General features: G+C 55.7%; 19 protein-coding genes and 1 pseudogene. 9 read left to right on the forward strand and 11 right to left on the reverse strand.

All coding sequences use genetic code 11. The annotated features are described in order from the left end of the window. Positions 1–113: 113 nt before the first annotated feature. From TERRO_RS14865 to TERRO_RS14875, 3 genes are all read right to left on the reverse strand, one after another. Positions 114–1,154: a hypothetical protein gene (locus TERRO_RS14865; protein ID WP_014786513.1), complete on the reverse strand. Its 1,041-nt coding sequence runs from the start codon at positions 1,152–1,154 to the stop codon at positions 114–116. Further along, positions 1,139–1,870: an ABC transporter ATP-binding protein gene (locus tag TERRO_RS14870; protein WP_014786514.1), complete on the reverse strand. Its 732-nt coding sequence runs from the start codon at positions 1,868–1,870 to the stop codon at positions 1,139–1,141. The genes TERRO_RS14865 and TERRO_RS14870 overlap by 16 nt, the downstream gene beginning before the upstream one ends. A 245-nt stretch (positions 1,871–2,115) precedes the next feature. Continuing rightward, complete coding sequence (locus TERRO_RS14875; protein ID WP_157178378.1) at positions 2,116–2,922, reverse strand: TIGR03435 family protein; 807 nt, start codon at positions 2,920–2,922, stop codon at positions 2,116–2,118. A gap of 276 nt (positions 2,923–3,198) precedes the next feature. Between TERRO_RS14875 and TERRO_RS14880 the strand changes: the two genes are divergently transcribed. The 3 genes from TERRO_RS14880 to TERRO_RS14890 all read left to right on the forward strand — a co-directional run bounded on the left by TERRO_RS14880 (position 3,199) and on the right by TERRO_RS14890 (position 6,313). After that, positions 3,199–3,585 carry a BlaI/MecI/CopY family transcriptional regulator gene (locus TERRO_RS14880; protein WP_014786516.1) on the forward strand — a complete coding sequence of 129 codons (387 nt, stop codon included), beginning with the start codon at positions 3,199–3,201 and terminating at the stop codon, positions 3,583–3,585. Further along, the gene (locus TERRO_RS22745) at positions 3,582–5,396 is read left to right on the forward strand and encodes a M56 family metallopeptidase (RefSeq protein ID WP_014786517.1); all 1,815 of its coding nucleotides are present in this window, start codon (positions 3,582–3,584) and stop codon (positions 5,394–5,396) included. The genes TERRO_RS14880 and TERRO_RS22745 overlap by 4 nt, the downstream gene beginning before the upstream one ends. Before the next feature lie 245 nt (positions 5,397–5,641). Then, a complete protein-coding gene (locus TERRO_RS14890; protein ID WP_014786518.1) occupies positions 5,642–6,313 on the forward strand; it encodes an MOSC domain-containing protein in 672 nt (223 codons plus the stop codon). Positions 6,314–6,381: 68 nt separating this feature from the next. On the opposite strand, the gene TERRO_RS14895 is transcribed toward TERRO_RS14890, so the two are convergent. Next, positions 6,382–7,185, reverse strand: coding sequence for a methyltransferase domain-containing protein (locus TERRO_RS14895; protein ID WP_245536108.1), 804 nt, complete (start codon positions 7,183–7,185; stop codon positions 6,382–6,384). A gap of 160 nt (positions 7,186–7,345) precedes the next feature. On the opposite strand from TERRO_RS14895, the gene TERRO_RS22750 reads away from it, so the two are divergent. The 3 genes from TERRO_RS22750 (at position 7,346) to TERRO_RS14910 (ending at position 11,806) form a co-directional block, all read left to right on the forward strand. Next, positions 7,346–8,596 (forward strand): lactonase family protein, encoded by a 1,251-nt coding sequence (locus TERRO_RS22750; RefSeq protein WP_081490649.1) that lies wholly within the window; start codon positions 7,346–7,348, stop codon positions 8,594–8,596. Between the two features lie 226 nt (positions 8,597–8,822). Beyond that, complete coding sequence (locus TERRO_RS14905) at positions 8,823–9,167, forward strand: PadR family transcriptional regulator (protein WP_014786521.1); 345 nt, start codon at positions 8,823–8,825, stop codon at positions 9,165–9,167. Next, complete coding sequence (locus TERRO_RS14910) at positions 9,164–11,806, forward strand: ABC transporter permease (protein ID WP_014786522.1); 2,643 nt, start codon at positions 9,164–9,166, stop codon at positions 11,804–11,806. Before TERRO_RS14905 ends, TERRO_RS14910 begins: the two co-directional genes overlap by 4 nt. A 237-nt stretch (positions 11,807–12,043) precedes the next feature. Here the strand turns inward: TERRO_RS14910 and TERRO_RS14915 are convergent, their stop codons facing one another. The 6 genes and pseudogenes from TERRO_RS14915 to TERRO_RS14935 form a co-directional block, all read right to left on the reverse strand. Further along, on the reverse strand, positions 12,044–13,261 hold the full coding sequence (locus TERRO_RS14915; protein ID WP_014786523.1) for a hypothetical protein: 1,218 nt from the start codon (positions 13,259–13,261) through the stop codon (positions 12,044–12,046). Positions 13,262–14,853: 1,592 nt separating this feature from the next. Next, positions 14,854–18,213, reverse strand: coding sequence for a hypothetical protein (locus TERRO_RS14920; RefSeq protein ID WP_041592622.1), 3,360 nt, complete (start codon positions 18,211–18,213; stop codon positions 14,854–14,856). Positions 18,214–18,589: 376 nt separating this feature from the next. Next, entirely contained in the window at positions 18,590–19,936 is a 1,347-nt protein-coding gene (locus TERRO_RS14925; protein ID WP_245536109.1) for a tetratricopeptide repeat protein, read from the reverse strand. A gap of 57 nt (positions 19,937–19,993) precedes the next feature. Then, a pseudogene (locus TERRO_RS23965) lies at positions 19,994–20,266 on the reverse strand (winged helix-turn-helix domain-containing protein); the annotation flags it as partial. A 484-nt stretch (positions 20,267–20,750) separates the two neighbouring features. Next, positions 20,751–21,167, reverse strand: a complete 417-nt coding sequence (locus TERRO_RS22755) for an HNH endonuclease (protein WP_014786527.1) — start codon at positions 21,165–21,167, stop codon at positions 20,751–20,753. A 49-nt stretch (positions 21,168–21,216) separates the two neighbouring features. Next, positions 21,217–21,546 carry a hypothetical protein gene (locus tag TERRO_RS14935; protein ID WP_014786528.1) on the reverse strand — a complete coding sequence of 110 codons (330 nt, stop codon included), beginning with the start codon at positions 21,544–21,546 and terminating at the stop codon, positions 21,217–21,219. Positions 21,547–21,784: 238 nt separating this feature from the next. Here TERRO_RS14935 and TERRO_RS14940 point away from each other — a divergent pair, with 238 nt between their 5' ends. Next, a complete protein-coding gene (locus TERRO_RS14940; protein WP_014786529.1) occupies positions 21,785–22,273 on the forward strand; it encodes an NUDIX hydrolase in 489 nt (162 codons plus the stop codon). 16 nt (positions 22,274–22,289) lie between these two features. Here the strand turns inward: TERRO_RS14940 and TERRO_RS14945 are convergent, their stop codons facing one another. Continuing rightward, positions 22,290–23,465, reverse strand: coding sequence for an FAD-dependent oxidoreductase (locus TERRO_RS14945; protein ID WP_014786530.1), 1,176 nt, complete (start codon positions 23,463–23,465; stop codon positions 22,290–22,292). Positions 23,466–23,758: 293 nt separating this feature from the next. On the opposite strand from TERRO_RS14945, the gene TERRO_RS14950 reads away from it, so the two are divergent. Together TERRO_RS14950 and TERRO_RS14955 are read left to right on the forward strand one after the other, a co-directional pair. Beyond that, positions 23,759–24,361 carry a nucleotidyltransferase domain-containing protein gene (locus TERRO_RS14950; RefSeq protein ID WP_041593354.1) on the forward strand — a complete coding sequence of 201 codons (603 nt, stop codon included), beginning with the start codon at positions 23,759–23,761 and terminating at the stop codon, positions 24,359–24,361. A 73-nt stretch (positions 24,362–24,434) separates the two neighbouring features. Continuing rightward, positions 24,435–24,812 (forward strand): hypothetical protein, encoded by a 378-nt coding sequence (locus tag TERRO_RS14955; RefSeq protein WP_041592625.1) that lies wholly within the window; start codon positions 24,435–24,437, stop codon positions 24,810–24,812. Positions 24,813–24,817 lie beyond the last annotated feature (5 nt).

The raw sequence follows: 24,817 nt of genomic DNA on the forward strand, positions 1-24,817 counted from the left end.
CGTCATTTGGAATCTGGGCCCAATTTCACGCTACGGAAAAGGCTCCTGAACGCGGCACTGTAAGAATCCGATGCTCAATGAGTGAATCGGTTTGGTATTTTCCAGAACCTGGGCTAAGCGGCCAAATAGCGTTTCCAGAGCATTTCGCCCCAGAATACCGAACCGACGTAGAGGGTGAAGGCAACGGCTAAGACCCAGACTCCCATTCTTGCTGCTCCAATTCCACCCACGCCACCCAACAGAATCTGTGCTGCACCGAAACGTGGGTCTCCTCCGACAAAACGCCATCTACGCTGGTTCGCCCGCTGTCTCAGAGACGGGAAGCGTCCGACCGCGATCACGACGAAGCCAAATGTAAGACCTGTGCGTAGATTCAGGAACGAAGTCATAACGGCGAGCGGGATCAGGAAAGTCATGTCCTGTGTGACGAGCAGCTTCCAACCTGCGATCGGCAGGAGACGATAGCGCAGCAACGCTCTCCCTTCGTCGAGGCGCAGCGTGCGTTGCGTAGTCGTGCTCATGGCAAGACCCACGAACAACGACAGCATCGGAAATGCTTCAGGCTCTGGTGCGCGTCCGAAAAGTCGATAGAGGGTTCCGCTAATAGCTATAAGCAAAGCGGTCCAAAAGTCGAGGGTTCCACGCAGCTCGCACCAAGACTCCTGCATGATTCCGCCGAGCTTCAGAGGCGTTTTGATTAGGCGGAAACCAGCCGGCATGCTCAGTGCGAACGGCAGACGGTCAACGGCGTATACCGCCGCATGGACGATGAGTGCCAGTAAAACGAAGAATGCGCCGGCAGCTAGGCCCATCCAGAGTAGGTAGCCAACAAACAACAGGATGAAGAGTGGATTCAGAACAAAGCTTGTCAAGCTGAGTAGGAGTCTCTGTGTCCCTGTGAGCGGCCAGGTACCGACCCGCTCCGGTGGCAAGCGATGCTGGGTATCAACGGAAAAAGTAAAGAGGAGAGGCACAAGGAGAACAAGTTGAAAGAAGGACGTGCTCCAGAAACGTGATTTAGATCCTCCCCCCTGCGCGGAAAGAATGAAGAAGATGCAGAACAGGAAGTTGTTGAATCGCACGGAGGAAGAGCTGCTCAGCTCCTTGACCATCAGTTCCTTGAGCAAGGACAACAGGGCTAGGAGCTGAGCCAATCCGGCACCTCCGACTGTGGCTTACCGATGATGCCGAAGTACACCTCCTCAACTGCTGCTTCTGTTGCTGACGGATCGAAATCCGCTTCAATCTGACCTTTGTGAAGAATGACGACACGGGTGGCTATCTTTTGCACTACGGACAGAATGTGGGAGGTGAGCAAGATCGTAACGCCATCTCGGGAGAGTTGACAGAGCAGCATCTGGATGACTGCGGACGATGCGGGATCGATACCCTCAAACGGCTCGTCCAGAAGCAGAACCCTCGGCTTGTGCAGGAGGGCCATGGCTAGGGCGGTCTTCTTCCTCATGCCGAACGAACCATTGCGTGCCACGGTGTGGCGTCCGTGGGTTAGATCGAGCAATGCCAACAGGTTCGCGGCTCGCGCCGCCGTTTCGCTTTTGGTGAGTCCATAGATGGGTCCGATTGCCATCAGGTTTTCGATGATGGTCAAGGATTCGAACAGCCCGAGCCCCTCGGGGACTACACCTAAGTTCCGCAGGATTTCAACTCTATGGTCACGTAAAGCCAGTCCAGCGAGGAACACGGAACCACTGTCTGGCTCCTCCAAACCTGAGACTAAGCGTAGCAGCGTGGACTTGCCGGCACCGTTGGCCCCCAACAAGGCACAGATTCCCGGTTCTACAACGAGGTCTATGCGTTTGAGAACGGGTTTAGAGGCATAGCCTTTCGTGGCAGCCCTGCATTCGATCACCCTGTTTCCCCCTCTAATCAGTAAACACTCGCCAGGCAACAGCTTTCTCTGAGTATCCCGCGACCGATCAAAATCCGATGTCCGGGAGGATCACCGTCAACCGAAACAGAAGCTCGAGTTACGCTAACAGGCCAATGTACTCATCGCGTCTGCAGTAGTCCTGCTAAACGCCGTTGTAGGAAGTTGGCCTGCTACCACTCGCCTTTCGTCCAACACGTTTGTTCCATCCGAAGCTCGTGACGTGCTCAGTTGGGTGATGGTCTCTCAACGTGGTCAATGATGAAGTACGGAACGGGACCAGTACCCGCTACAAGGCGTAGCCCGAGTTGTTCCTGCAGGGCTGCGAAAAGCGAGGGCCGGTTACGCAGTTCAGGTGGTAGCGCCTCGGGATCAACGGCCTCCGTCGAATCGGGCAAAAAGGAAAGTTTGAAGTCATACGTACCCGTTAAACCCGTCTCGTCGATGACAGGCCGCTCCTTGTCCTGGATCTGCTGTCCAAGGAACCAACAGAAGTAGGCCATGGATACACCTTGTCCCCGGAACTGACCGACGCCGACCGGCACGACTGGGATGTTCATGCCGGGGCCGGCCGGATTGTCGTGCATCTTGCTTGCGGCGCCATCCACCTGAAGGTTAAAGACCTTCCCTTCATGCGACACCTTATGCATCTGCAGACCGAATCGATCCATTAGCAGACTGCGGAACATGGCTTGGAGATCCTCCTTGCTGTGGACTCCATCGGCGTGAGCATCTATGTCAAAGTATTCTTCGTCGAGCCACTTGGGGCCCCCCTGAACCTGTCGAACGGGCACCTTGTACATGAGAGCAATCATCAACCGCACGGGAAAGTTGCGGGCCATGTAGCCGTTGCCACCCGGCAGAGGCTTGATCATGCGGTCTACGGAATCTCCTTCTGCGTGAGAAGGCTTGATGGTACTCACTTCGAAGGCCACGTTGCCCTGCGTACCTTGGACTTGGCAATGAGCACACATCGGCATGAGGCCCACTAGTCCGAGGAGCATGGAGCGAGAAAGTCTATAGATGTCGATCACGTTCAACTCCTTATAGGTGTGCCGGAGCTTCTCAGCCTCGAAGCAGGCCAAGTTTTCTCTTCTAAGCACAGACGTCTTGCTAGCGATTAGCAACAGTAATTGAACGCATAGCACATGTCCGTGTCAACTAAAGCTTTAGGAGTCCACTTGGCTAAGGATTAATTAGCAGGCGCCAAAGACCTTAGATCAGGCCCATCTTTGCGTTCCTCTCCCCTATGATGCTATCGTGCAACACACAGATGTAGTTGGTTTGCCTACATGTGTTGGGAGGGTTCGATGACTGCGCCAAAACTTAGCAAGCTTGAGCTCCGGATAATGTCAGTCCTTTGGGAGAAGGGCGACTGTTCTGTCAGAGAAGTCCAAGAGGCCTTCCCCGAAGAAGAGCGACCCGCCTTTACTACGGTCCAAACGACCCTCTACCGCATGGAAGCGAAGCAAGTGGTTGCTCGCGCCAAAAAGATTGGCAATTCACTGATCTTCACACCGATAATTTCCGAGACCGCCGCCCAGCGCCGGCTAATCGACGAGCTGCTATCTCTCTTCGGCGGTCGCATTCAGCCAGTTGTCGCTCACCTAGTCAATTCAGGAAAGTTCACATCGGACGATGTGAAGGAAGCTCAGAAGCTCCTGAGAGCGTTGGCTGCGAAGGAGAAGGCTTTATGAACCTTCATTATCTGTCCTCCGCACTCAGCGCTCTCAGTCCGAACATGAAAAACCACCTCTGGCAATCCACTTTCTTTGCGGCTGGCTGCGCGTTGATGACGTTGGGAATGCGCAAGAACTTGGCGCGAGCGCGCTACTGGGTGTGGTTTGCAGCATCGATCAAGTTTCTTCTACCCTTCTCCATGCTGATGAGCATCGGCGCCGCTGTGATGCCGCATCGTCACACCGCGCCTGTTGTTCGAGCGGTTTACGACTTCATCGACATCGTGGGACAGCCGTTCTCCACCACGTTCCCGTCCGTCACAACTGCTTCTAAAGCCGTCCCAGCGCCGGGCCTGGAATGGTCATGGTCGCTGTCTCTGTCCTCGGTGTTGGCTGCGACCTGGACGCTCGGAGCGCTGTCGATCATGACCACCTGGGGGATCTACTGGTGGCGGATCAGAACCATCGTTCAACAGTCGACTGAAGCGACGGACGGTCCAGAAATACTCGCACTTCGTGAGCTTCACGTCGAAGGTTGGGGTCCAGCAGCAGAGGTCAACCTCCGGCTGTCGGAAGCGAACTTCGGACCAGGTGTCTACGGCATCAGCCGCCCAACTCTCATCTGGCCCTCCCGCATTTCAGAACGATTGAACGATGCTCAGCTTAGATCAATCCTCACCCATGAGCTGTGCCACATAAAGTTCCGTGACAACCTCACAGCCTGCCTTCATATGGTCGTCGAGGCTGTCTTCTGGTTTCATCCGCTGGTGTGGTGGCTAGGCTCACAACTTGAACTAGAGCGGGAGCGCGCATGCGATGAGCATGTTCTTCAATTGACGAAAGCTCCTCTGACCTATGCGGAGAGCATCCTCCAGGTCTGCGAGATCTGCCTTGAATCTCCACTCGAATGTGTCTCTGGCGTCACCGGAGCAGATCTTAAGGAACGGATCAAACGGATTATGACAAATCGCATGGGTGAGCGCCTCACCCCACTCCGTAAGGCTATGCTCACCGCCGCAGTTCTTGGAACCTTTGCGGTGCCGATCATCTGCGGTCAAGTAGCGAACAGCCCTGGTGCACCGGCCCAGGGAGGGTCATCCCGGCCTGACCAATCTTTCGAAGTAGCGACCATCAAGCCCGTCGAAAACAGCGCAAAGACGTCCAGATTCATAAAGCTAGAGGGGACTAAGCGCGTGGTTATCCGCGACTACAATCTCAGGCTGCTCATTGCAGCTGCTTACAACATGAATCCGAAAACGATCTCTGGGGGCCCGGAATGGGTCGACTCTGATTACTTCGATATTTCTGCGTTAGCGCCTGGATCTGGACAGACCAGTCCAACTCGCGAAGCACAAATGTCAATGCTCCGCAATCTGCTAGAGGATCGCTTCAAGCTGACATACCACCGTGAGCAGAAAGAATTCTCGATATTCGCGCTGGAAGTAGCGAAAGACGGACCCAAACTTAAAGCTACGAGCCTGAGTCCTACTGACCCATCGAGCGTAGGTCCAGGAATGGTCTATCCGCAAAAGATTGTCATGCCGGCCCGCAACGCTACGATGAATGACTTCACCTCTCTGCTACAGAGAGCCGTGCTTGATCGTCCTGTCGTCGATATGACGGGGCTTACAGGTAGGTATGACTTCACTCTGGAATGGGCACCTGATGAAAACCAGTTTGGGGGAGAGCTTCATCCGGCCTCAGAAGATGCTCCTAGCCCTCCTCTTTTCCAGGCAGTGCAGCAACAGCTTGGGCTAAGGCTTTATGCACGCAAAGGGCCGGTCTCAGCTATGGTCATCGACCAGGTTGAGCATCCAGCACCGAATTAGCGCGATATTCTCCGATCAGGTCGCCATTCACTGGCTCAAGGGAACACAGGCCTATGCGTTCGAGCGGATTCACCATCTGGCTCGCGGTCGGACGTGATCGACGAGGCCGAGAATCCTTCGCCAAAATTGCACATAAACGTGCTTCATGGAGACTTGCCGCGCTACCGTCATCGCCGGACCATGTGCGCTGGATCACTGACGAGAATGCTACTTTCGAGACCGATTGAAGTCTTTAAAATGCAGGGATGATGTCGCAAGGCTTTATTCAGGCTGTCTTCACTGGCCGTCCGAGAGAGATCGTGGATGACCGTGGCACCTGGACATCCTCGATTTGCCGCGACCGCACGGAAGGATCCGTCGAAGTATCTCTCCAAGGTTTGCTAGGAGACAAGGTCGCTCAACCGTACCACGGTGGACCGGGAGCGGCGATATGCGTCCATTTAGCGGACCACTATGCGTTCTGGAAGCGGGAGTACGGAATCGAGCTCCCAGCCGGAAGCGTGGGTGAGAACATCACCCTTGCGGGACTCAGGGAATCCGAGATTTGCGTCGGTGACGTCGTTCGTGTCGGAACCGCTCTCGCCCAAGTGAGCGGCCCTCGTGTGCCTTGCGCGAATCTGGCACGGCGTATCGGTCGCACAGACTGGGTGAAGCTGACGATTCGAGAAAATCGAACTGGCTTCTACATGCGGGTACTGGAACCGGGACTATTGCAAGAAACGGATCGCTGGGTGCTTGAGGACCGATTGAATGCTGCTGCTTCCGTACCAGACATCAATAGCTGCATGTATCTGGCGTTTGATCGGGGTCTCGCGCAAGCAATGCTGGACATGGCGGGCTTAGAGGAATGGTGGAAAGAACAAGCTCGCCAGAAGCTAGTGAGCGCGGAACACTGGACCTCGTCGATGCAGGATTAGCAGCAGATAACGAGGCTTTTCACCTCGGGTTGCATATCGCTGTCGAGAGGCCGACAAGTGAGGCCAACCTACGGAGCTCGCGCGATCACAATGGGCTGGTAGTACCCAGTAGCCGATGGCATCAGCCATTCCACCCCCGCAAAGCCCGCGGAACGCAGCGCTGCGGCCACTTCGGCTCGAAGCATGCATCTATACCGAGAGGCGAAGTGGAGAACTTCCCAGCCTTCGTCCTGCTGTAGCGATATGTACAGGTGCAAATCGTAAGAACCAGGGGTAACCCAGTCCCAGACCTGATGAACGATCCGGCGCGAGCCGGGTTTGCCAAAGAACGAAGGCCCCTGGAACTCCGGGCGTGTCTGAATCAGGTTGTCATAGTCTCGAATGCTCGCGATGAACAAGCCGTTGCTGCAGAGTACACGCGAAAAGGAGCTCGCCGCTGCCGTCATTTGATCTGCAGACAGATGAGGCAGCGCATTATCAAAGGCCCCCAGAACATCGAAACAACCTGAGGGATACCCCGCAAGGCCGGTCATATCCGAAACTTCAAATTGGATGGCGAGTCCTCGCTTTACCGCTTCGCTCGACGCTCGTCGGATGGCCGTCCGGCTAAGGTCCGATCCGGAGACCTCATAACCTAAAGCTGCAAGCCCAACGGCCTGAGTTCCGATCCCACAAGCACAGTCATGAAGACGGATTTGCTGAAGGCCGAGCTTGTTCTTAATAAGCGCATCGAGGACGCCTGCCTGACGGGCGATGGCCGCATCCCAATCTTCGAAGATCAGATGATAGGCGTCGGCTAGGGAATCATAGAAGTGCTCCACCCCGCCCGACATCGCTCTTGAGACAGCGTTTGTCTGCCGCCGCTTCGGCAAAGATTCTTGAGTTCCTCGATCCATAAGTAACGATAAACGCTGTTATAGAAAGTTAGCCCGCACTCAGGGTATTACATTTCAGCGATGCGCATTCGCGACGACGAGAGCCCGAAGCTACGACAAGAAACTGCTGGAGCAGTACCTTTACACTCCTACACAGATGATCGATCTTGGTGGGAACATTCTTCGCTTTTACCCTGCTGTGTTTGGTTTGGCGGTTCTGTCAATAAGCGGGTGTAGAGCCAATCCAATTCGCTTGCGAGCGGCCATCCCATCGCTCCCTGCGATGACTACCGCATGCTTTCCTTCGACCACGCCTGAATTTGGTTACGTCTTGGATGGACACAACGTGTCGATGTTTAGCGTCAACTCCTGTACGGGGCTTTTCACGCCCACCATGCCTGCTTCGATCTCCATAGGGATTACAGACCCGGAGACCGATTCGGAAATAGTGGCTACTGATCCGAAAGGAAGATTCGCCTACGTAGCGAACCCAGCACCCGACCAGGAGAGCCAATCGACAATATCTATGTACACCATCAGCCCCACCACCGGGGTACTCAAGCCCACGTCGCCAGCTTCTGTACCGACGGGATGGTACCCACAAGAAATGGTCATTGACCCCCTTGGACGATTTGCATATACCGCAAACACTCGCGGTAGGTCGATCTCCATGTTCACGATTGATCAGTTGACGGGCGTGCTCACACCAACCAGGCCATTTTCCATATCAACAATTCTTCCCGGCCAGTCAGCTTCTGTCGTGGCAAGTCTCGCCATCGACCCTAAAGGGCGTTTTCTGTATGCCCCCGCCTCCGTGACGACCGGCGCTGCGGTATCCATGTTCACCATTGATCAATCGACTGGCATGCTTATTCCCACGTCACCCGCTTCGTTGCCGGCCGACGGGTACCTGTTCGACGCTAAGGTCACGCCAGATGGAAGATTCCTCTACGTTTTGAACAATGAATCAGATGGCAAATCTACAAGAGCTGCTTGGGAATACAGCATCAACTCCGCAACAGGAATGCTGTCGCCAATCGTAGCTCCTGGTGTGCCCCTTGTCGTTGCAGGCTCAGGAGTCACCTCAGTAGCGATTGATCCGAACAGCCGATTCGCCTACGTTGTGAACCGAGCCAGCAATAGTGTGTCGATGTATTCCATCAACCACAACACGGGTGCGTTAACACTGAATAGAACTCAGAACGCTCCGGATGGAAGCCTCTCAATGGCGGGGGCACCTGTGCCTTTTCGCATCACGTTCGACCCTGCTGGCAAGTTCGTCTACGTGACCAACCAGAACGGTGCCGTTGCAGTCTACACAGTCGCTCCAGATGGCACACTCGTCAATGCCGGTACGACTGGCCCTATCCGCGGAGCATTATCGGTCGCAATCGCACCCCATCAGTAAACACGGACTCTGTTCAGAGCGCCTGACTCAATCAACTATTGCGTGGCCAGCGGCCATGAACCACACTTCTATCTTTTCAAGATACGCACTGCTTCTCGTGCTGCTCGGCAACGCCATGGCAATGGCCCGGAGCCAGGCTCCTCAGATAGAAAGCTGGCGGCTCTATTCCCCTTGACACTCGACAGGAGCAAGCGTAAATCTATTGTCGAATGCCGAGGGGAAGCAGATGCCGCCATCAATAGACCTGTTGCAGGGAACATTGGATCTATTGATTCTTCAGACCCTAGCGCTTGAGCCAATGCATGGATGGGGCATGGCGCAGCGTATCCAACAACTCTCGAAAGACGTCTTGCAGATCGGGCAGGGTTCGCTTTATCCAGCGCTCCATCGGCTCGAGTACAAGGGATGGATTGAATCGGAGTGGCATACCACGGAGAATAATCGGCGGGCGAAATATTACCGGCTGACCCAGACCGGCAAGACGCAGCTTGTGACGGAGCTGGCAACCTGGGATCGACTGTCGTTAGCAATCGCGTCTGTCCTTGGCCGAGTCACGGAGACGTCCTCATGATCTCGGAACTCCTGACGCGGCTGCGCTTTCTGATTCTTCGTAAGAGGCATCGCGAATTCGATGACGAGATCGAGTTTCATCTCAACGAGGCGATTAAAAGCAAAATTGAGGATGGACTGGAACCGGTCGAAGCTCGCCGCCAAGCGCTAATTGAGTTCGGCGGGATCGAGCTTACGCGGGAACAATGCGAGCGGCAGCGTCCCGGGTGGTGGATCGGAACGGTAATCCAGGACGTTCGTTATGCATTTCGCGGATTTGGCCGCAATCCGCTCTTTACGATCAGTGTCCTGATCACCCTCGCACTTGGTATCGGCTCGACGACTGCGGTCTTCAGTGTTGTCGATCTCATCTTGTTTAGGCCTTTGCCCTACGCGGAACCGAGTCGAATTGTGTCGCTAGGGTTCGTGCATCCGCTGGAACGGCAGGAGTTTGTGATGGGTCGCTTCTATGAGGAGTGGCAGACGTATCAGACCCCTTTCTCGGCCCTCGCGGCGCAGAGCACAGGCGTCCATCATTGCGACCTCATCGAGAATGAGCCAACACAGCGAAGCTGCATTTCATTCCAATCGACCTTTCTTCCTTTATTCGGGATCTCCCCGGCTCTTGGACGCAATTTTCTGCCCGAGGAGGATCGGGCAAACGGACCTCGGGTGATGATGGTTTCTTACGGGTTATGGAGAGGACATTATGACGCCGACCCGCACATCCTGAACCGAATGATTGATGTAGATGGCAATCCTGTCCGAATTGTGGGCGTTCTGCCCAAGGACTTCGAGTTTCCCACTCTAGAAGCTGCAGATGTCGTATTTCCACTTGCCCTCAATCCCGCGGTCCAGCAGACGGTGAATGGCGGCTTCGGAGAATCTATGCGGCTGTTTGCGCGCCTCAAACCCGGCGTCAGCGTAGCGCAGGCGTTCGCGCAGATGCAGCCTCTCTTCAACGGCGATCTCAAGTGGTTCCCTCCTAGCGCTAAGAGCGAAACTCGGCTCAGCATTCGAACGCTTCGAGATCGTCAGATGCAGGAATCGCGACTGGTTGCGTGGGTTCTCTTTTGCTTTGTCCTTGCTGTCTTGCTCATCGCATGCGCGAACGTATCGGGATTGATGATGGCGCGGGGGGCCGGGCGTCAGCGCGAACTCGCAGTTCGTTCTGCGATTGGCGCGAGCCGGGGGAGGCTCACTCGCCAGGCGTTGACGGAGACACTTGTGCTCTCATCGGCGGGAGGCCTAGCGGGACTGGCCGTTGCGCAGGCGCTCGTACTCGTGTTCGTCCACCTTGCCCCGGCCGGCATTCCGTTCATCAGTAAAGCTCATCTCGATCTCCGTATCGGAGTGTTTGCCGCCCTGATATCGTGCCTCTGCGCAGTGATCGTCGGCATTGCTACTGCGCTACAGAAGCCAAAACTGGCCGCGCTGAACGCGAAGACATCCATGTCGCGCCATCATGCTTTTTCGAGGCGTGTTCTGGTCACGACGCAGATCGCCGTCAGCATCGTCCTGCTGTCCGGTGCGGCGCTATTGATCCGCAGCTTCATGAAGATCGAGGAGCAGAATCTCGGGATGCGAACGGATAGAGCATTGACCGTAGAGGTTACAGTTCCCCAGTTGCGCTACAACACAAATCAAAAGGTCATGGACTTATATCTTCGTCTCGAATCATCGCTGCGAAGGCTACCCGGTACCCGCGCGGTGGCCGTCACCGACTCGACTCCACCCGGAGGGTGGCAAGACGGGTTTCGATTCTCCGATTTGCATGTGGAGGGCAAGCCACCGACCCCTGCAGGAACAGGCGGAACTGTCGTGGGCCGATTCGTGACGCCCGACTACTTTCGCGCACTAAACATTCAGATATTCCGCGGGCGCAATTTTGCAGATCAGGATCGCACCCAACAGCAGCGTGAAGTGATCCTTAGCCGGTCATTGGCCGAGCGCCTATTTCCGGGTGAGGATCCCGTGGGAAAGCGATTCCTGGATACTGCTGTCAGCGGTGCTGGCGCTGTAGTCATCGGTGTGGCAGATAACGTGAAAAACAGTGGACTTACTGAAGAGAGTAATCCTGAGATGTACACCCTGCGGCGAAGCGTATCCGGCGACTGGAGCGGAGACCATTTGATGCTGATCGTGGATAGCGCAATGCCGACGGCCATGCTTCAACCGTGGGTCCGATCCGAGGTTTCTGCGATCGATCGCACTATTCCGCTAAGAATGGAGCCTCTGAACGCATCCCTTAGGCGACTGGCAGACCGGCCACGCTTTGAAGCAACGCTGCTCGGATTTTTTGCGCTGACGGGCTTGGTGCTTTCAATCGTGGGCCTTTATGGCCTCATCGCGTACATGACGGCGCAGCGAGCACAGGAGATCGGGCTGCGCATGGCTCTCGGCGCAACACAGTCTAATATCCTGCGTCTCATTGCAAATGACGGACTACGCATGGTGCTCGTGGGATCGGCGGTGGGGCTCGGCATTGCGTTGGTGACCTCGCACGTGCTTAAAACGATGCTGTTCCAGGTCAGCATCTATGACCCGTTGACGTACATCCTCATCCCCCTACTTCTCTCGTCGGTGGCACTTGTTGCAATTCTCATCCCCGCTCATGCAGCAACACGCGTCGACCCGGCGATCACACTGCGCGCCGAATAGTTGATCGGCCTACAGAAACTAGCTTGCCTGCGGGGCGGGACCGGCCATTCATCCGTAACGAGAAACGCCGTTAGCGGCACATGAGCGCCGCCGTTCCTTCAAAGTCGGCTTCCGGAAACAGTCCGCAGGAGGAGTTGCCGGCAACGCCGTTTTGCGGGAAGAGTGAAATTACTGACCAGAAACTTGGCTCGTCTATATAAGTTCCTTTTGGCAATCGGACCCGGAGTCCTCGGGGGTCTACCAGGTGCTCACGGCCATGAGTTGCGGTGGCCCTGCGGTTGCGTTTACCACGTCTACTTTCAGAACCACTTCTACGTTGATTTTGGGGTCGTTAACAGCAAGAGGCAGCATTCGCAGATAACGCTCTTGCGTCAGGAAGGTACCCGCTGCTTCTGTCGCGTACTTTCCGGCACCGGCTGCAAAATAAGTCAACTCGCCGGTTGCTGGGTTGTGGACACGCCCCGCAATCGCATAGTCGACGGTCCAGTCTTTGTACTCAGCGACCCACGGAATTGTCCAGCGTTTGTGGTCTTTAGAAACACTGTCTTCGATCCAAGCTCCGCGGTGGTTAGATCCTTCGTCGCTTCTGCCTACTTTGTAGCGCAGCGCGGAGGAGAGGCGTAACGTCCATGGATTGTTAAATGCGCCCAGTAGGACAGCGTTCCGACCCATCAGATCTGGGTAGGTCGCCAGGTTTGCCGCGATCAACCGCGAATGCATGCCATGCGTGTCCAGTAACGCAGAGATGGCTGCGTACGATGCAGCATCGGGCACCGCGACGGTAGGCATGTCCGTGGCGCTGCTCGGTGTCTCCAACCGGCGACGCATATAACCAATGCAGATGACTGTGTCTTGGTTTGACTGGAACACCGGCCCCCAGAATGCGCGAACAGCATTCCTCGCTCGGAAACTGCGCCAGCCGGTGAGTACTAAAGCGATTAGGGCGCCAGCAAAAGCGACTTCTACAAGAAGCTGCTGCCACCGCAAGCGGTGGAGCGGTCGCGGTGATTTTGCCCAGACGCCCAGGGAAATGGGCAGCGATCTCGCGACGTCGGTTTGGGGCGCAGCTTCTGCTGTGGCTTCTGGCGTGTCTAAATTGATCTCAGGCACGTACGATCCGGGGTTCAATCCGATTCTTACGCCTGACGATTCATTTGCTGCCTGATAGTACTGAGCGAGTCGTTTACGAACCTCAGACGCAGTGTTGCGTACAACTGGATCTGAACCGGTGTCGTAATCTGTCGCACGTCCGAAGAGCTGGTGACCGATCAACCGCTCCTTTAAACTCGACGGCTCATCCCGGACGGCTCCATCTACTAAGAATCGCAAGAGCTTGCTGCATCTCGCGCTGTTGCGGAACGAGGCATGCGAAAGAATCTGCGCAACTTCGCTTTCGATGCGAGCACGTTCAGTCAGAGTAAAGGGGGTCTTTTCGGTCTCGCTTGTTTCACTCATTGCATTTGGCCGAACTTGAGGCAGATTTCATTCTAGACGTGCTGAGGCGGAGGGCATCACCGGGGAGTACCGTACCGTACTGCGCCTACTCCGGTCGATCAATTTTGCGTATTAAAAGAGGTGTGCGGTCGCTTCGGCACCTTTCCTGCGGTTGACCCCCGGGGACGGGTGCCGAAGTTGATCGCATCTTATCGGCGCAAACCTGAAGATTCGTTTGGCTTGTTTCGAACGGACTGCGTTCCGTAACTCATGCCAAGCAGCGGTGGCCCACTCGTTTGTGGGCTGATCGGAGCAGTGCCTCCTTGAAGGTCGGGTTTGCGGAAACTACGCTTCAAGTTGAGTCGAAACCTGTTTCCGTGCCTTGACTAGGCCTTCGCAGACGTAGCCGACGATGTATGCCCGAGGCGTCTGTTCAACCAAATCAGCATTCTGTACAAGATCACTGATCGCAAGCTCGACGGCGTTCCTTCTAGTTCAGCATAGGGATGGACCGTGTCTGAGCGTAGCCGAACGGTGGGCTTCCCGAGAAGTCGGGTTTGCGGAAACCTCACCTCTCTATGCCGGGGCAATCGATCAAGAATCGCCCAACCCTTTGTCGTGAGGGAACTTGGGATTCGATGAGGTGCAATCATAGGACGCACCCACGCACCCGTCCAACGACAAATATCTGCACAAAATCTACGACAACGAATACTGACGCTACAGCCCAGGTGGTAGGAATCTTCCACCCTGTCTCCCAGCATGGGCGTTGGCTGTGCGAAGTGAGGAGTTCCATCGGTCGTATTGCGTTAAAACGTCTCTTCAGTGGACTTGATATTGCGGAAGAACCTCCACCGGTTTGATCGTTTCTTTCCCACTGGATAGGACTTCAAGTCGAACGAATCAAAGGTCTTCGTATTCGATCCAGGGGATCTGATACGAAGACCCCAACTGCCTAATGGATCTTCCTATCCCTTGGGCTCCGTTGAGTCGCTTCACCAGAGGTAACCCACAGAGACATTCTGCCGCGGATCCTTGCCGGTGAAGGAGAGGGTAGGCTCCCCCGGTCATTCGTATTAAGAGTTGCGACTGCCTTCCCTCCGAATCGAACAGAGACACACTCGGTCGCGTGTCGTTATTTACGACGCCAAATGATGCGCTTTCCTTCCCCTACGAAGCGACGATTTGAAGATTGCGAACCCGAAAGACATCTACTCTCTGTTCCCGTCGTATTTTTGCGGTGAAAGCAAGCAGGGACACGGCTGCAATCAGCAAAACGACTTTAATCGCAGTGAGAATCTTTGTCATTGACTGCATCCCTTCTGGAGCAGGTCCGGAATGTTATGAGTGTCCGAAATGGATTGAGAGACCGAGCGCGTTCTGCAGCGAGGCGTCGCGACGTCGCACATCGTGATGACAACATGAAAGTCGTCCGTGGCTCCAGCAACAACGACCTGTATGTTGACTGATGGGGCATGATCTCCAACACCGACGTCCTCGCTGGATGAGCCAACAGACTCAACTATCACGCAGCGAAACCCACCCCAAAAGGGCGGGTTTCGCGGAAGACCATTAGCAATCTCAAGGATCCTTGCAAAGCGCATGGCACAAGTTTAATAGTTGCTTGGGTCATTCGGGAAAGCACCGTCAGGAATTAAGAAGGGATAGTCCGAGCTATCATAACTGGCTCCTTCGAATGCCTTCTCATATGCATCTCGAGCGTTCTGGCCGTCCCTACTCTCGATTACATTTGGGAAGCGTTGGAAGACGAAGGGCTTGTAGAGACCGAGAGAGTTACTGTTGTCGGCACTCACCGGTATGAAGAGGCCTGTGTCCTCGAAGAAGCTGTTGGCTATACCATCTGGAGTACAGCCACTCGCTCCCTTTCCGGGGGTGAGCATCCAAACATCCCACCAGTTATCAAAGGGCCATTTATTGATGGTATTGGAAGGGGTTCCAATGCCGTCGATCGGGGCGCCCGGTATAAACGTGAACATGTAGGTGCCCGATGGCTGGTTCGCAGAGTTGTTGCGGTTGCTCTGTCTATCCGCAATCCATCCCGCCATGCCGCATGTACTGTCGCTTGGAGTGAAGATCCCGCCATAGTTCGGATTGATACCTGGAGAGCTGTAGGTATGGTGAGTTATCGAGAATGCGGCTGGAAGCAGCGTCTGAACGAATTGTCGACGCGCGGTACGGTCAAATGCGGTCAGTAGATTTTGGTTTGCCGTGGAGTCCCACGGTTGGCTGTTGTTCGCCAGGGATGAACCGAGCGCACTTAATCTTCCCCAGTCCGCGGTAATCCTCTTGAAGTTATGGCCGACCGTGCCAAGAATTTGCGTGTATTGATCAGCCAGATTGCCGGCAAGATGGCTCACTGCGATGAGGTCTTTGTCCTGCTGAGCTATCGGAACTCCATCAGGCTTTGTTGTGCTCGAAGCTGACAGATCCAGCGTGGCTACGCCGAGCGCTGCGGCCACACCGGCAGCAGGAATCAGGGCTCCTGGCACTACAACATCCGTTGTCGCGCCGAGACTCAGCGCCCCGAGTTGCAACACGGGCCCCATGGTTTTCAACGCGTCACCCGCCCAGGTTCTCCAGTTGTTTGCAGCCACTGTTTTCGTTGCGATTGGTCCCTGTGTACTGCCCAGAATCGCGTCGGCCTCTTGCTGCAGAATTAAGGACTGATTCGACTCCTGTGCTTGTAGCAAGTTGAGGAGATTGGTCTGATACTCGCGCAGATTGCCGAGGTACTGCAGCTCCAAGAGAATCTGCTGTTTGGCAGCCGTAAAATCATCCGCTGTGAAGCCCTGGGTGCAGGAATCAGCCGTGCAGTCCGTTGGGCCCCGCATTGCTTGCAGACGAGCGAACCAAATCGCAGGATTCTGGTTCAGATTGCTATATGCCAAACGCAGGTCGCTGCAGCTTTGCTGGCAGAGCAGAAGTTGCTGACTAATAAATCGGTAGGCTGCTGTCTGCCCTGAAGTCCCGGATGTACCAGTGAGCGGCCACTCCACGGAAGGCGTTAGTGGCGCTGCAAGGAATGTGAGTGACGAGTTAGGGAAGAAGTTCCCATACTGCGTTTCCATGGATGCGCGATAATAACCATCGTTCTCCTTTTTAAGGAGACCTGACATGCGTGAAGGACCACCACCGGCAATCGTCTCTCGATTGATGTGACTGCTCTCCTCCACACCAAGCGGATTGGCTGTGTTGTTGCCAGACATCCACCATTGACCGACAAGATGATAGTCATCTTCCAGGCCACCATCAGCTACAACTTTCTGCTGGGAAATCGTTGCGTCAAAAGCATTGTATCTGTAGGACGGGTGTGACAATGAATCGAAGAGAGCATAGTCCCCGCCGATGTCTTGAACGGCCTGAGCGGCTTTATCCCAAGTGTCTTGAAAGGGGAAACTCCCTTTTGTTAAGTCTCCTGACTGGCAATGACCTGTCGGAGTCTTCACATAGTTCTGATCGCACTCATGGCGCAAGCTACCAACACTCTGGAGGAAGAATATAGCCCGTCTAGAGTTCAGCGAGTAGATATCCGAGGTCAGTTGCGCCAAGGGACTGATGGTTCCACCATCAGTAGACGTGCATTTGTTGGACTGACAGAGACCTGGGTCCGTGGAATAAGTACCGTTCAACAAATTCCTAAAGGTGGTTGCATCAAACGCAACTAGATGAAAACCACCGCTCACTGCGCGGTTGTTCGTATTTTCAACCAGCGTTGCCGAGCCTACGGAAACACTCGATGTCCCATCGGGGAACGGACTTGGGCTTTTAGCAGAGACGCTTAATTCTACGGTGCTTCGCTGCTTAGAAATGCTGCCGTCAGCGTAAGTTGTCAAACCCATCGCGAAGCGAACTGGGGGATCCGCATACGTAAACGTGTAGTTATCATGGTTGTCGAGGATGAACTCCCCTCGGATGCCGGCCTCCTGTACAGGTAGGGCGGGTAAATCACCTGAAGCTGGAATGGTCTTTGCTCCAACATATCCGGTTCCGCGAAGGGTTGGACCGATACCGTCCGCGAAATTCGGGATCGCGGTACTTGGCACGTAATAATTGGAGATGCAGCCGTCAACTAAAGAAGCGCAGGCAACCCGCTCGTAATTCAAACCTGGCTTGAGAACGCTCGATCCTACGTTTCCTACAAAAGAATAGCCCACGTCGGCCGGATTGATTTGATTCAACAAAAGCGTGTTGGTACCCCCGATGTGGAGGAGCGCCTCTTGAAGAGAACCGCATGTTGAATCTGAAGGTCCAGCGGTATTGAAATCACATTTATGTTTGCCGTTCCAGGCCTGCAGGCTTTGGATGATCAGGACACAGCCCTCCAACCCGCATTTTGATTCGGCTGTGAACTTCGCTGTGGATGGATCGATGTCATTCGCAAACTGTGTCGTCTGGTCGAGCGTCCCGTCAATCTGGTAGAAGGTGTTCGAGACCAAGCTTAGGTCAGTCCTACGGAGGAGCAGCACTTGGAATCCGTTTAGGTCTGTGCTGTTGTGATTGCTATCCTGGACGCCGTATGCCTTCTTACCAATGTAAATCTGAAAAGTGCCGTTCTGTTTAACTCGTGTCTGGATGCCCACCACGTCCGAGACCGGTTGTCCGATTGAGTTTGCCGTCACTACTTCGGGACTCTTGAAATCTGCGACGAAGGGATCGTAATTGAAGGTTGAGCGGGCAGTCACCGCCCCGGTTACAGCTTTGATCCGATTTACTCCTACATAGACGTCCTCAGACGCCACTAGGCCTTCGTAAATCCCGCCCGTAACAGTCGCGGCAAGTTTCGCGGTAACGTCGTGGCCGTTGATAGAAATGGCTGTGTTCGTTGTGGTGGCGCCTGCTGAAAGTGTGACACGCAGGATCAGCGGTAGGGCGGTCACCTTCGTGCCGTCGCCTGGGGCGGCGATGACTACCTGCCCTTGTACAGCGGGTGGTTGCGGTGCGATTGGCGACACTGGCGTAGCAGTCCCCGGGCCTGTTCCTCCACAGCCGGCGAGGGCGAGCAGTAAAGCACCTAATGGGAGCGACATGGAAGAACTGCCGTGGGAAACAAGGGCGCTGATGGCGGCACCCGCACTTCTGACGATGCGAGGCATCGATGACACTGTCGGCAACATAGCACCTGTAGACACAAGAATTTGATATGGGAGAGAGGCAGAGCAAGGCTACAGGGAGTTGCGCTAGCTCAGAGGTGAACTAATCTGAACAGGCAAGTATCCAAGAATGAATAAGTTAGCCGAATTCAAAAAGCTAGAAGCACACAGTTCTCATGCGACCCGCCTTGACGATCTGGAGGGTGACGAACCGAACCCCTTCAACCGGCTCATCTGATCAGAGCTTTTGGAGGTCCATCGCTTGCAAAGTCGCTATGAACACAGGATGTTCGCGAATGGGATCGAGCACTCGCATCCGTCGGTATAGCGCGAAGTTTGCGTCACGCTCATTGACGACGCACTCGACCGCAAGCAGCGCAGCATCATCATCTCGGACAGCCATGGCTGCAACCGCACGGGCAGTGGGGGACACGTACCGATCCCTGCCGATCACACTAAGCTTGCCTACGGCTCGCACCGCGTCTTCCATCCTGTTTTGGCCCGCATAGGCCTGCGAAAGCAGGCTTACGAAGGTCGGATTGTCGGGAGCGAGTCTTAGTGCTTGCAGGAAACTCACTTCCGCTTTTGCCCAGTGCTCCGTATTGAGCTGGTCTATACCCAGATAGATCCAGGGCGTGAGAAAGTCGGGCATTGCTTCCGTCATCCCCTCGAGCATCGCAACCGCTTCGCTCCGTCTGCCTTGCATTAATCTACCTAGTGCAACAGTGGCACGGCCGACGGCGTACCGCGGATCAAGCGCCAGGACCCGTTCCAAGCAACGCGCCCCCTCGTTGAACTCGCCCATGGCAAGCAGCGCGACACCGTAATCGCAGTAGGTTTCCGGATCACTCGGGTTCAGACGGAGTGCCTCTTCGTAAGCGGCACAGCCGTCGAGCCAGCGCCACTGATAACGCGCCTGTACGCAGGCGAGACTAGACTGCGCTTCCGATATTCGAGGATCTAGTTCAACCGCCCGGCAAGCGTGATGCTCCGCTAATCGCCAAAGATGACCTGGCTCTCCCGTTTCAAAAATGGTAAGGAATCTGCAGGTGCGCGACAGACTCGCATGCGCGAACGCGAAATCTGGGTTCAGCTCGCATGCAACTTCGAAACGTGTTCGCGCAGCGGAGAGCGATCGTGGGCTGCGCTGTGCGAAAAGAAACCGGCCGTCAAGATAAGCTTCGTAGCCGACAGGATCGAGGATGGAAGGTTCGGCAAGCGTTCGAGCCATGCAGTCCGACCGTTCTGCTGGACTCCGCCGCTTAGGCAGAGCCGTCAACGCAGTGACAATGTCCCGTACGAGTCTGAGCTGAACTGCAAGGCTCTGTAGGAGATCGAATCGGTAGGTGTCTGACCACAGCGGCTCATCGTTCTCGACCTCTGTCAGCTGGGCTGTCAGGAGGATCTCCTCGTTCCACTGCTGTGCGGCGATCTTCAGCAGCAACTCCCCTGTCGGGGCTCCTGCCTGGACGTGGGCCCGGTATTTTGTGGTCTGGGACAGCGCGCCCGCTATCTCTCCTAATAATCCGTGCAGCCTCTGTCTTATCTTTTCGTCGAGGTAGCCGGGAACGAGTTGAAGCTCCAAGATCCCCGGTGCGCTCCAGGACGCTCGATCCGCAAGAGGTAACAAGAGCCGATAGCCCTTGCCGGAAACGGTTTGGATGGAAACCGCATTCCGGCCTTTTCTCTCAATGCTCTCCCGAAGCTTCCGGATCGCCGTGTTGATCCCATGCTCGTGGTCCGTGTATGTGCCGCCCCACAGGGTAGTCCGTATAAGATCCCGGCTGACTAGTTCTCCTGGTGCCCTCAACAGCAAATCCAGTACCTTTAAAGGCTGTGATTGAAGACGAACTCGGGCTCCCTTGTAAAGCAGCTCACCGCGTTCTGGATAAAAATCGAATTCTCCGAATCGCATTTGTCGCCTTTTACAGAACCGTTAGACTTGCCGAAAGCGCCGTTTTGGGAAATGTCCTTGTTCGCCACTAGAGAGGCACAGTCGACGGACGAGTCCTCGTTAGCTGCACCATCAAGAAAAGCCCATGCCGGCATCTACGGCAAGGGGCTTTCGAGCAGTTCACACTGGCTCCTGTCCCTGCAGATGCCGCGACCATTGAAGGCGTCCTCGAACAGGATGTCGGTGCTAATAGACCTGGAGGGTTCTTGCAGTGTGTGGTGTGGTTGAGCAAAAGGCGGGAGAGCCTCCGAAAACTCCCCCTGTCAAATGATGAGTTAGAGCATACACCCGAGTGTCGCGCAGCCGACATAGCTGTAGGTCTTGCGGTGTCATGAACGCTGCCCGGTCATCATGTTGCGCGAGCGAGCACTTATCATGAACGGTTTGCCCAGTTTCCCAGGTGGACCGACTGTCGATACGGCGGGCACGGTGTTCGCGGCGGCGGTCAGAACATCGACATATGCTGGGGTCGTATGTGTTCCTGCTGAAAATTTAAGACTTGTTGCTCATGCCCGACCGGGTGTTGTTCTCTCCACAGCTTCAGCAGCAACGGAGGCATAGCGGACAGAACCGCCATGGTGCGGTGCACCTTCGCGTGACAACCAGGGCAGAGCGAGAGCATGAGGTGCAGTACGGACCCTCCGGGTACGCGATGATGCACGATGATGGAACGCTTGTTGCGCCTTGGAGCGTCGCACACGCGGCAGCGGTACTGATCACGCTCTAACACTGCCTCACGCAGGCCACCAAAGTACTCCTCATCCTGACGGCGCAGGGTGTAGCAGGTTGCGCACAGCCCAATCGCGAGGATCTCATCTCGTCCGCAGCGGCAGTGCAGAACTCCTTGTGTAGATGTCTTCATGACCTCTCCCTATCCCAGGCCGGAGAAGCGTCAAGCACCACAGACGCTTCTACCGGAACACTTCGGCTCGCATCACGTCTTCAAGACCGAGAGCGATGTCAGCTTCGATCCATGCGATCTTCCACTCCTCCGTGCGAGACGTGTCGAAGGGTAGGCCTTCCCTGCGGGCCTGGCTCCCTGTCCCGAAGAACGGCAATGGCTCTTGCTGGATGCTGTCGCGGCCCAAGGGCTTCTTGAGTTCACGATCAGCATCCGTCCAGCCGCTTTGCCAGCTTCGAGTTGCCGTGAGGCTGAAGCTCTGGTTCTCGTGGCGTGCTGCGTATCCAGCTTCGTACTCCTCTGGATGTTGCACGATTTGCCCGGCGGGCTCTTCCGCCATGTGTTCGGAATCCCCATAACCACCTATCTCTGAGCCCTGTGCTGCGGCCCCAAAATGCAGTGAATTGATTCTACTTCGCCGTCTATTCGCCTAAGCGCGATCTCGTGACTTCTTTCACTTTCCGTTGCTGTCGAGGAGAAGAGGAGCGGATTCATACCTGCGGTGCATTGGCCGGACAATGAGGTCTGGTCAGCTGCCACTCGGTCGCTGACCAGTAGCAGACGGCATCCAAGCTGCCATGTCGAGAACCACAAGCGCGGGTTTGCTGATGTTCCGGCATCGCAACGGAGAACTCGAAGTCTTCCTGGTCCATCCCGGTGGTCCCTACTGGGAGCACAAGGATCGAGGTGCATGGACCGTGCCGAAAGGACAAGTCGAGGACGGGGAGGGTCTGCTGACCGCTGCACAGCGCGAGTTCCAGGAAGAGACCAGATTCCTTGCTGCACCGCCTTTCCTCAGCCTTCGGTCTGTACGACAGAAGAGCGGCAAGACGACTTTTGTGTGGGCCTTCGAAGGGGACTGTGATCCTGCTGACCTGGTAAGCAACACCTGCAGCGTTGTCTGGCCACCTCGCTCCGGACAGGAGATCACCATCCCAGAAGTGAATCGCGGCGGTTGGTTCAGCTTAGCGGATGCGCGGTCGCTCATCCGCGAAGAGCAACGTGTGCTTCTGCAGCGACTCAGCGGCGCTCTCCTCGCAAACGAGCCCACCATCAGTGCTCTCTAAAACATACCGTTTCGAATCAAGCTTCCGAAAGCGGTGGCATCGACTCGGTGCTCCCGAAGCTGCGAAACAAAGCCACAACCCGGTCGCAGGCATCCGGTGCATAGAACATCTCGGTGTTCACCATCGTGTCAGCCGACATCTGCCTCATGCGCGCAAACATCTCCGCCTCATACGCAGCGATCGCGGCGGCGGGAGTCTCGTCGGCGAGCAGCAGCTTCGACAGCACCAGGGCATCCAGCATCGCCATGTTGACGCCTTCCCCTGCGTAGGGTGGCATGACGTGTGCGGCATCCCCGATGAGAGTGACGTTGGGCCTTGGCGTCCAGTGCTGATCTGCCGGACAGACCAGGAGCGGCCGCCAGACCGTCGACACGGCTTCCCGGAAAAGCGGTTCCCAGATCTCGCTCCAACCTTCGAAGTTGGCACGGAACCACGCAACACGCTGCTCTCCCCCGCTGGCTTCCTCAAGGCTCCGTCTCACGGATGTGTCGTGCGTCTTCAATCCTGCATACAGCAGCACACTGCCGTCCGGCTTAGTCCCCATGCCGATGGTTCTCTCGTATCCGAGAGCGATCAAAGCCGATCCCCCGAGGAGTTCCCACAGTTCCGGTATGGTCTGCTGCGCCGCAGGAACCAGCCCCTCTACGAGTGCCACGCCAACGTACTCCGGTCGAATCGGCGTGACCAGCTCACGCAGGCGGGAGTTCGCGCCGTCGCTACCGATCGCGATATCGGCAACAGCGGTCTCGCCGTTCCCAAAATGGAGGAGCACCTGCTCTCCGTCCAACGCTGCAGACTTCAGCTTGCAGTCCCATTGCACCGTGCCAGGCCGGAGTGAATCCAGCAGAAGATCCCGCAGCGGTCCACGTTCGATCTCAGGGCGCTGTCCTGCGCCGGACAACTGGCGGGGATGATCGTGGAGAACGGTTCCCTTCTCGTTGGTCAGGCGAAGGCGATCCAGGTCCGGACGGTGGTTGGCCCAGAACGCATCCATCAGGCCGGCCGCCTCCAATGCGGCCAGACCAGAGTCTTCGTGGAGGTCCAACGCGCTGCCCTGCACCCGCGCACTCCGGCTCTGGTCACGTTCGTACACCGACACGCTCGCTCCGCCTTCCTGGAGCAGCCGGGCTAGCGTAAGGCCTCCTGGCCCTCCGCCCACAATGGCGACCTTCTTACCGCTGATGGCGCTCATAGACCTCTAGCCTATCCGCAGAAGCGTGAAGGGCTTGTGGCGCCGGCCGCAGGCGAACTCAGCGAAAGCTGGAGCCGACATGGGGAAGCGATGCTGTTTGACGTATCACTAGGGTCTAGGACTTGCCGCGGGGGGCGTATCAGAATGCGGAAACCGATCCGTATGAGACGCTTTTCTGGCGCTATTGTTACGTCACACTTGGGTATACCCTATTACGATACCTCGGCGTCTCTTCCATCCCCGCTACAAAGACTTGGCTCGCGGTACTCCAAATGAGTACAATCGTTCTCATAATGAGTACGGAAGCTTCAGCACTCGGGGATTTGTTGTTCGGAAAAACGAGGAGCAGGCTTCTCGCTACTCTTTACTCCAAGCCGGACACGCATTTCTTTGCCCGGCAGCTTGCTAGACATATTCACGGCAGCGCAGGAACGGTCCAACGTGAACTGCTTACCCTCGCGTCCGCTGGGCTAATCGTCCGCAGTAGTCGGGAGAATCAAGTCCTTTACCAAGCCAATTCAAGACACCCAATCTTTCCAGAACTTCATTCTTTGCTCGCAAAGACGACGGGAGTGTTTTCCATACTGTCGGAGTCAATAGCTCCGTTTGCTCAGGAGATCGAGTTCGCGTTTGTTTACGGTTCTTTTGCTCGCGGCGAAGAGAAAGCTGAAAGCGACATCGATCTAATGGTTATAGGAGAAGTGACCCTGGATGACCTGCTTCACTCCCTCACATCCGTAGAAAAGAAGTTGGGCCGACCGGTCAATCCAACGGTTTTTGCTCGGCAGGAAGTTCGAACAAGGATCCACACTGGCAATCACTTTCTCAAGGCTCTTCAGAGTGCGTCGCTAGTCTTTTTGATCGGGAGTGAAAATGACTTTAGAGAGATACGTTGAGAATGCGTGGCTGCGACGTGAAGCCACGAGCCCCCAAGAGATCGCGGATCAACTTGGTATCGTGTCACGCTCTATGGGCGATGCGGCCGTAGAAGAGATCTCGGACGATCTCCGGTTCTACACCACATTTAACGCAATCCTGGCGCTTGCGAATACAGCCTTGCGCGCAAGCGGATACCGGGCGGCAACACAGTCAGGTCATCACACGCGCATTCTCGAGACGCTTGAGTTCACAGTGAACGCAGACAGCCAGCTGCGCCGCAAACTTGTGGTGTTCTCGAAAAAGCGTAATAGCGCGAGCTATGACTCTGCGGGTTCCATCTCGAATCAAGACCTCGAACAGATTCTCGCAACAGCACAGGATTTGCGCCATACCGTTGAAGATTGGCTGCAGCAGTTCCATCCAGAACTCCTAAACACATCGACTCGTCCAAAACGGCCCGGTCAGTAACCGGC

The organism is Terriglobus roseus DSM 18391, assembly GCF_000265425.1.
In the GTDB taxonomy this organism is placed as follows: domain Bacteria; phylum Acidobacteriota; class Terriglobia; order Terriglobales; family Acidobacteriaceae; genus Terriglobus; species Terriglobus roseus.

What these genes read in the sequence shown, in the direction of transcription:
- TERRO_RS14905 (WP_014786521.1), top strand. Translation starts at nt 8,823, where the DNA reads ATGCCGCCATCAATAGACCTGTTGCAGGGAACATTGGATCTATTGATT.
- TERRO_RS14910 (WP_014786522.1), top strand. Translation starts at nt 9,164, where the DNA reads ATGATCTCGGAACTCCTGACGCGGCTGCGCTTTCTGATTCTTCGTAAG.
- TERRO_RS22755 (WP_014786527.1), bottom strand. Translation starts at nt 21,167, where the DNA reads ATGAAGACATCTACACAAGGAGTTCTGCACTGCCGCTGCGGACGAGAT.
- TERRO_RS14955 (WP_041592625.1), top strand. Translation starts at nt 24,435, where the DNA reads ATGGGCGATGCGGCCGTAGAAGAGATCTCGGACGATCTCCGGTTCTAC.
- TERRO_RS22750 (WP_081490649.1), top strand. Translation starts at nt 7,346, where the DNA reads ATGATCGATCTTGGTGGGAACATTCTTCGCTTTTACCCTGCTGTGTTT.
- TERRO_RS14880 (WP_014786516.1), top strand. Translation starts at nt 3,199, where the DNA reads ATGACTGCGCCAAAACTTAGCAAGCTTGAGCTCCGGATAATGTCAGTC.
- TERRO_RS14890 (WP_014786518.1), top strand. Translation starts at nt 5,642, where the DNA reads ATGATGTCGCAAGGCTTTATTCAGGCTGTCTTCACTGGCCGTCCGAGA.
- TERRO_RS14940 (WP_014786529.1), top strand. Translation starts at nt 21,785, where the DNA reads ATGTCGAGAACCACAAGCGCGGGTTTGCTGATGTTCCGGCATCGCAAC.
- TERRO_RS14935 (WP_014786528.1), bottom strand. Translation starts at nt 21,546, where the DNA reads ATGGCGGAAGAGCCCGCCGGGCAAATCGTGCAACATCCAGAGGAGTAC.
- TERRO_RS14945 (WP_014786530.1), bottom strand. Translation starts at nt 23,465, where the DNA reads ATGAGCGCCATCAGCGGTAAGAAGGTCGCCATTGTGGGCGGAGGGCCA.
- TERRO_RS14915 (WP_014786523.1), bottom strand. Translation starts at nt 13,261, where the DNA reads ATGAGTGAAACAAGCGAGACCGAAAAGACCCCCTTTACTCTGACTGAA.
- TERRO_RS22745 (WP_014786517.1), top strand. Translation starts at nt 3,582, where the DNA reads ATGAACCTTCATTATCTGTCCTCCGCACTCAGCGCTCTCAGTCCGAAC.
- TERRO_RS14950 (WP_041593354.1), top strand. Translation starts at nt 23,759, where the DNA reads ATGAGTACGGAAGCTTCAGCACTCGGGGATTTGTTGTTCGGAAAAACG.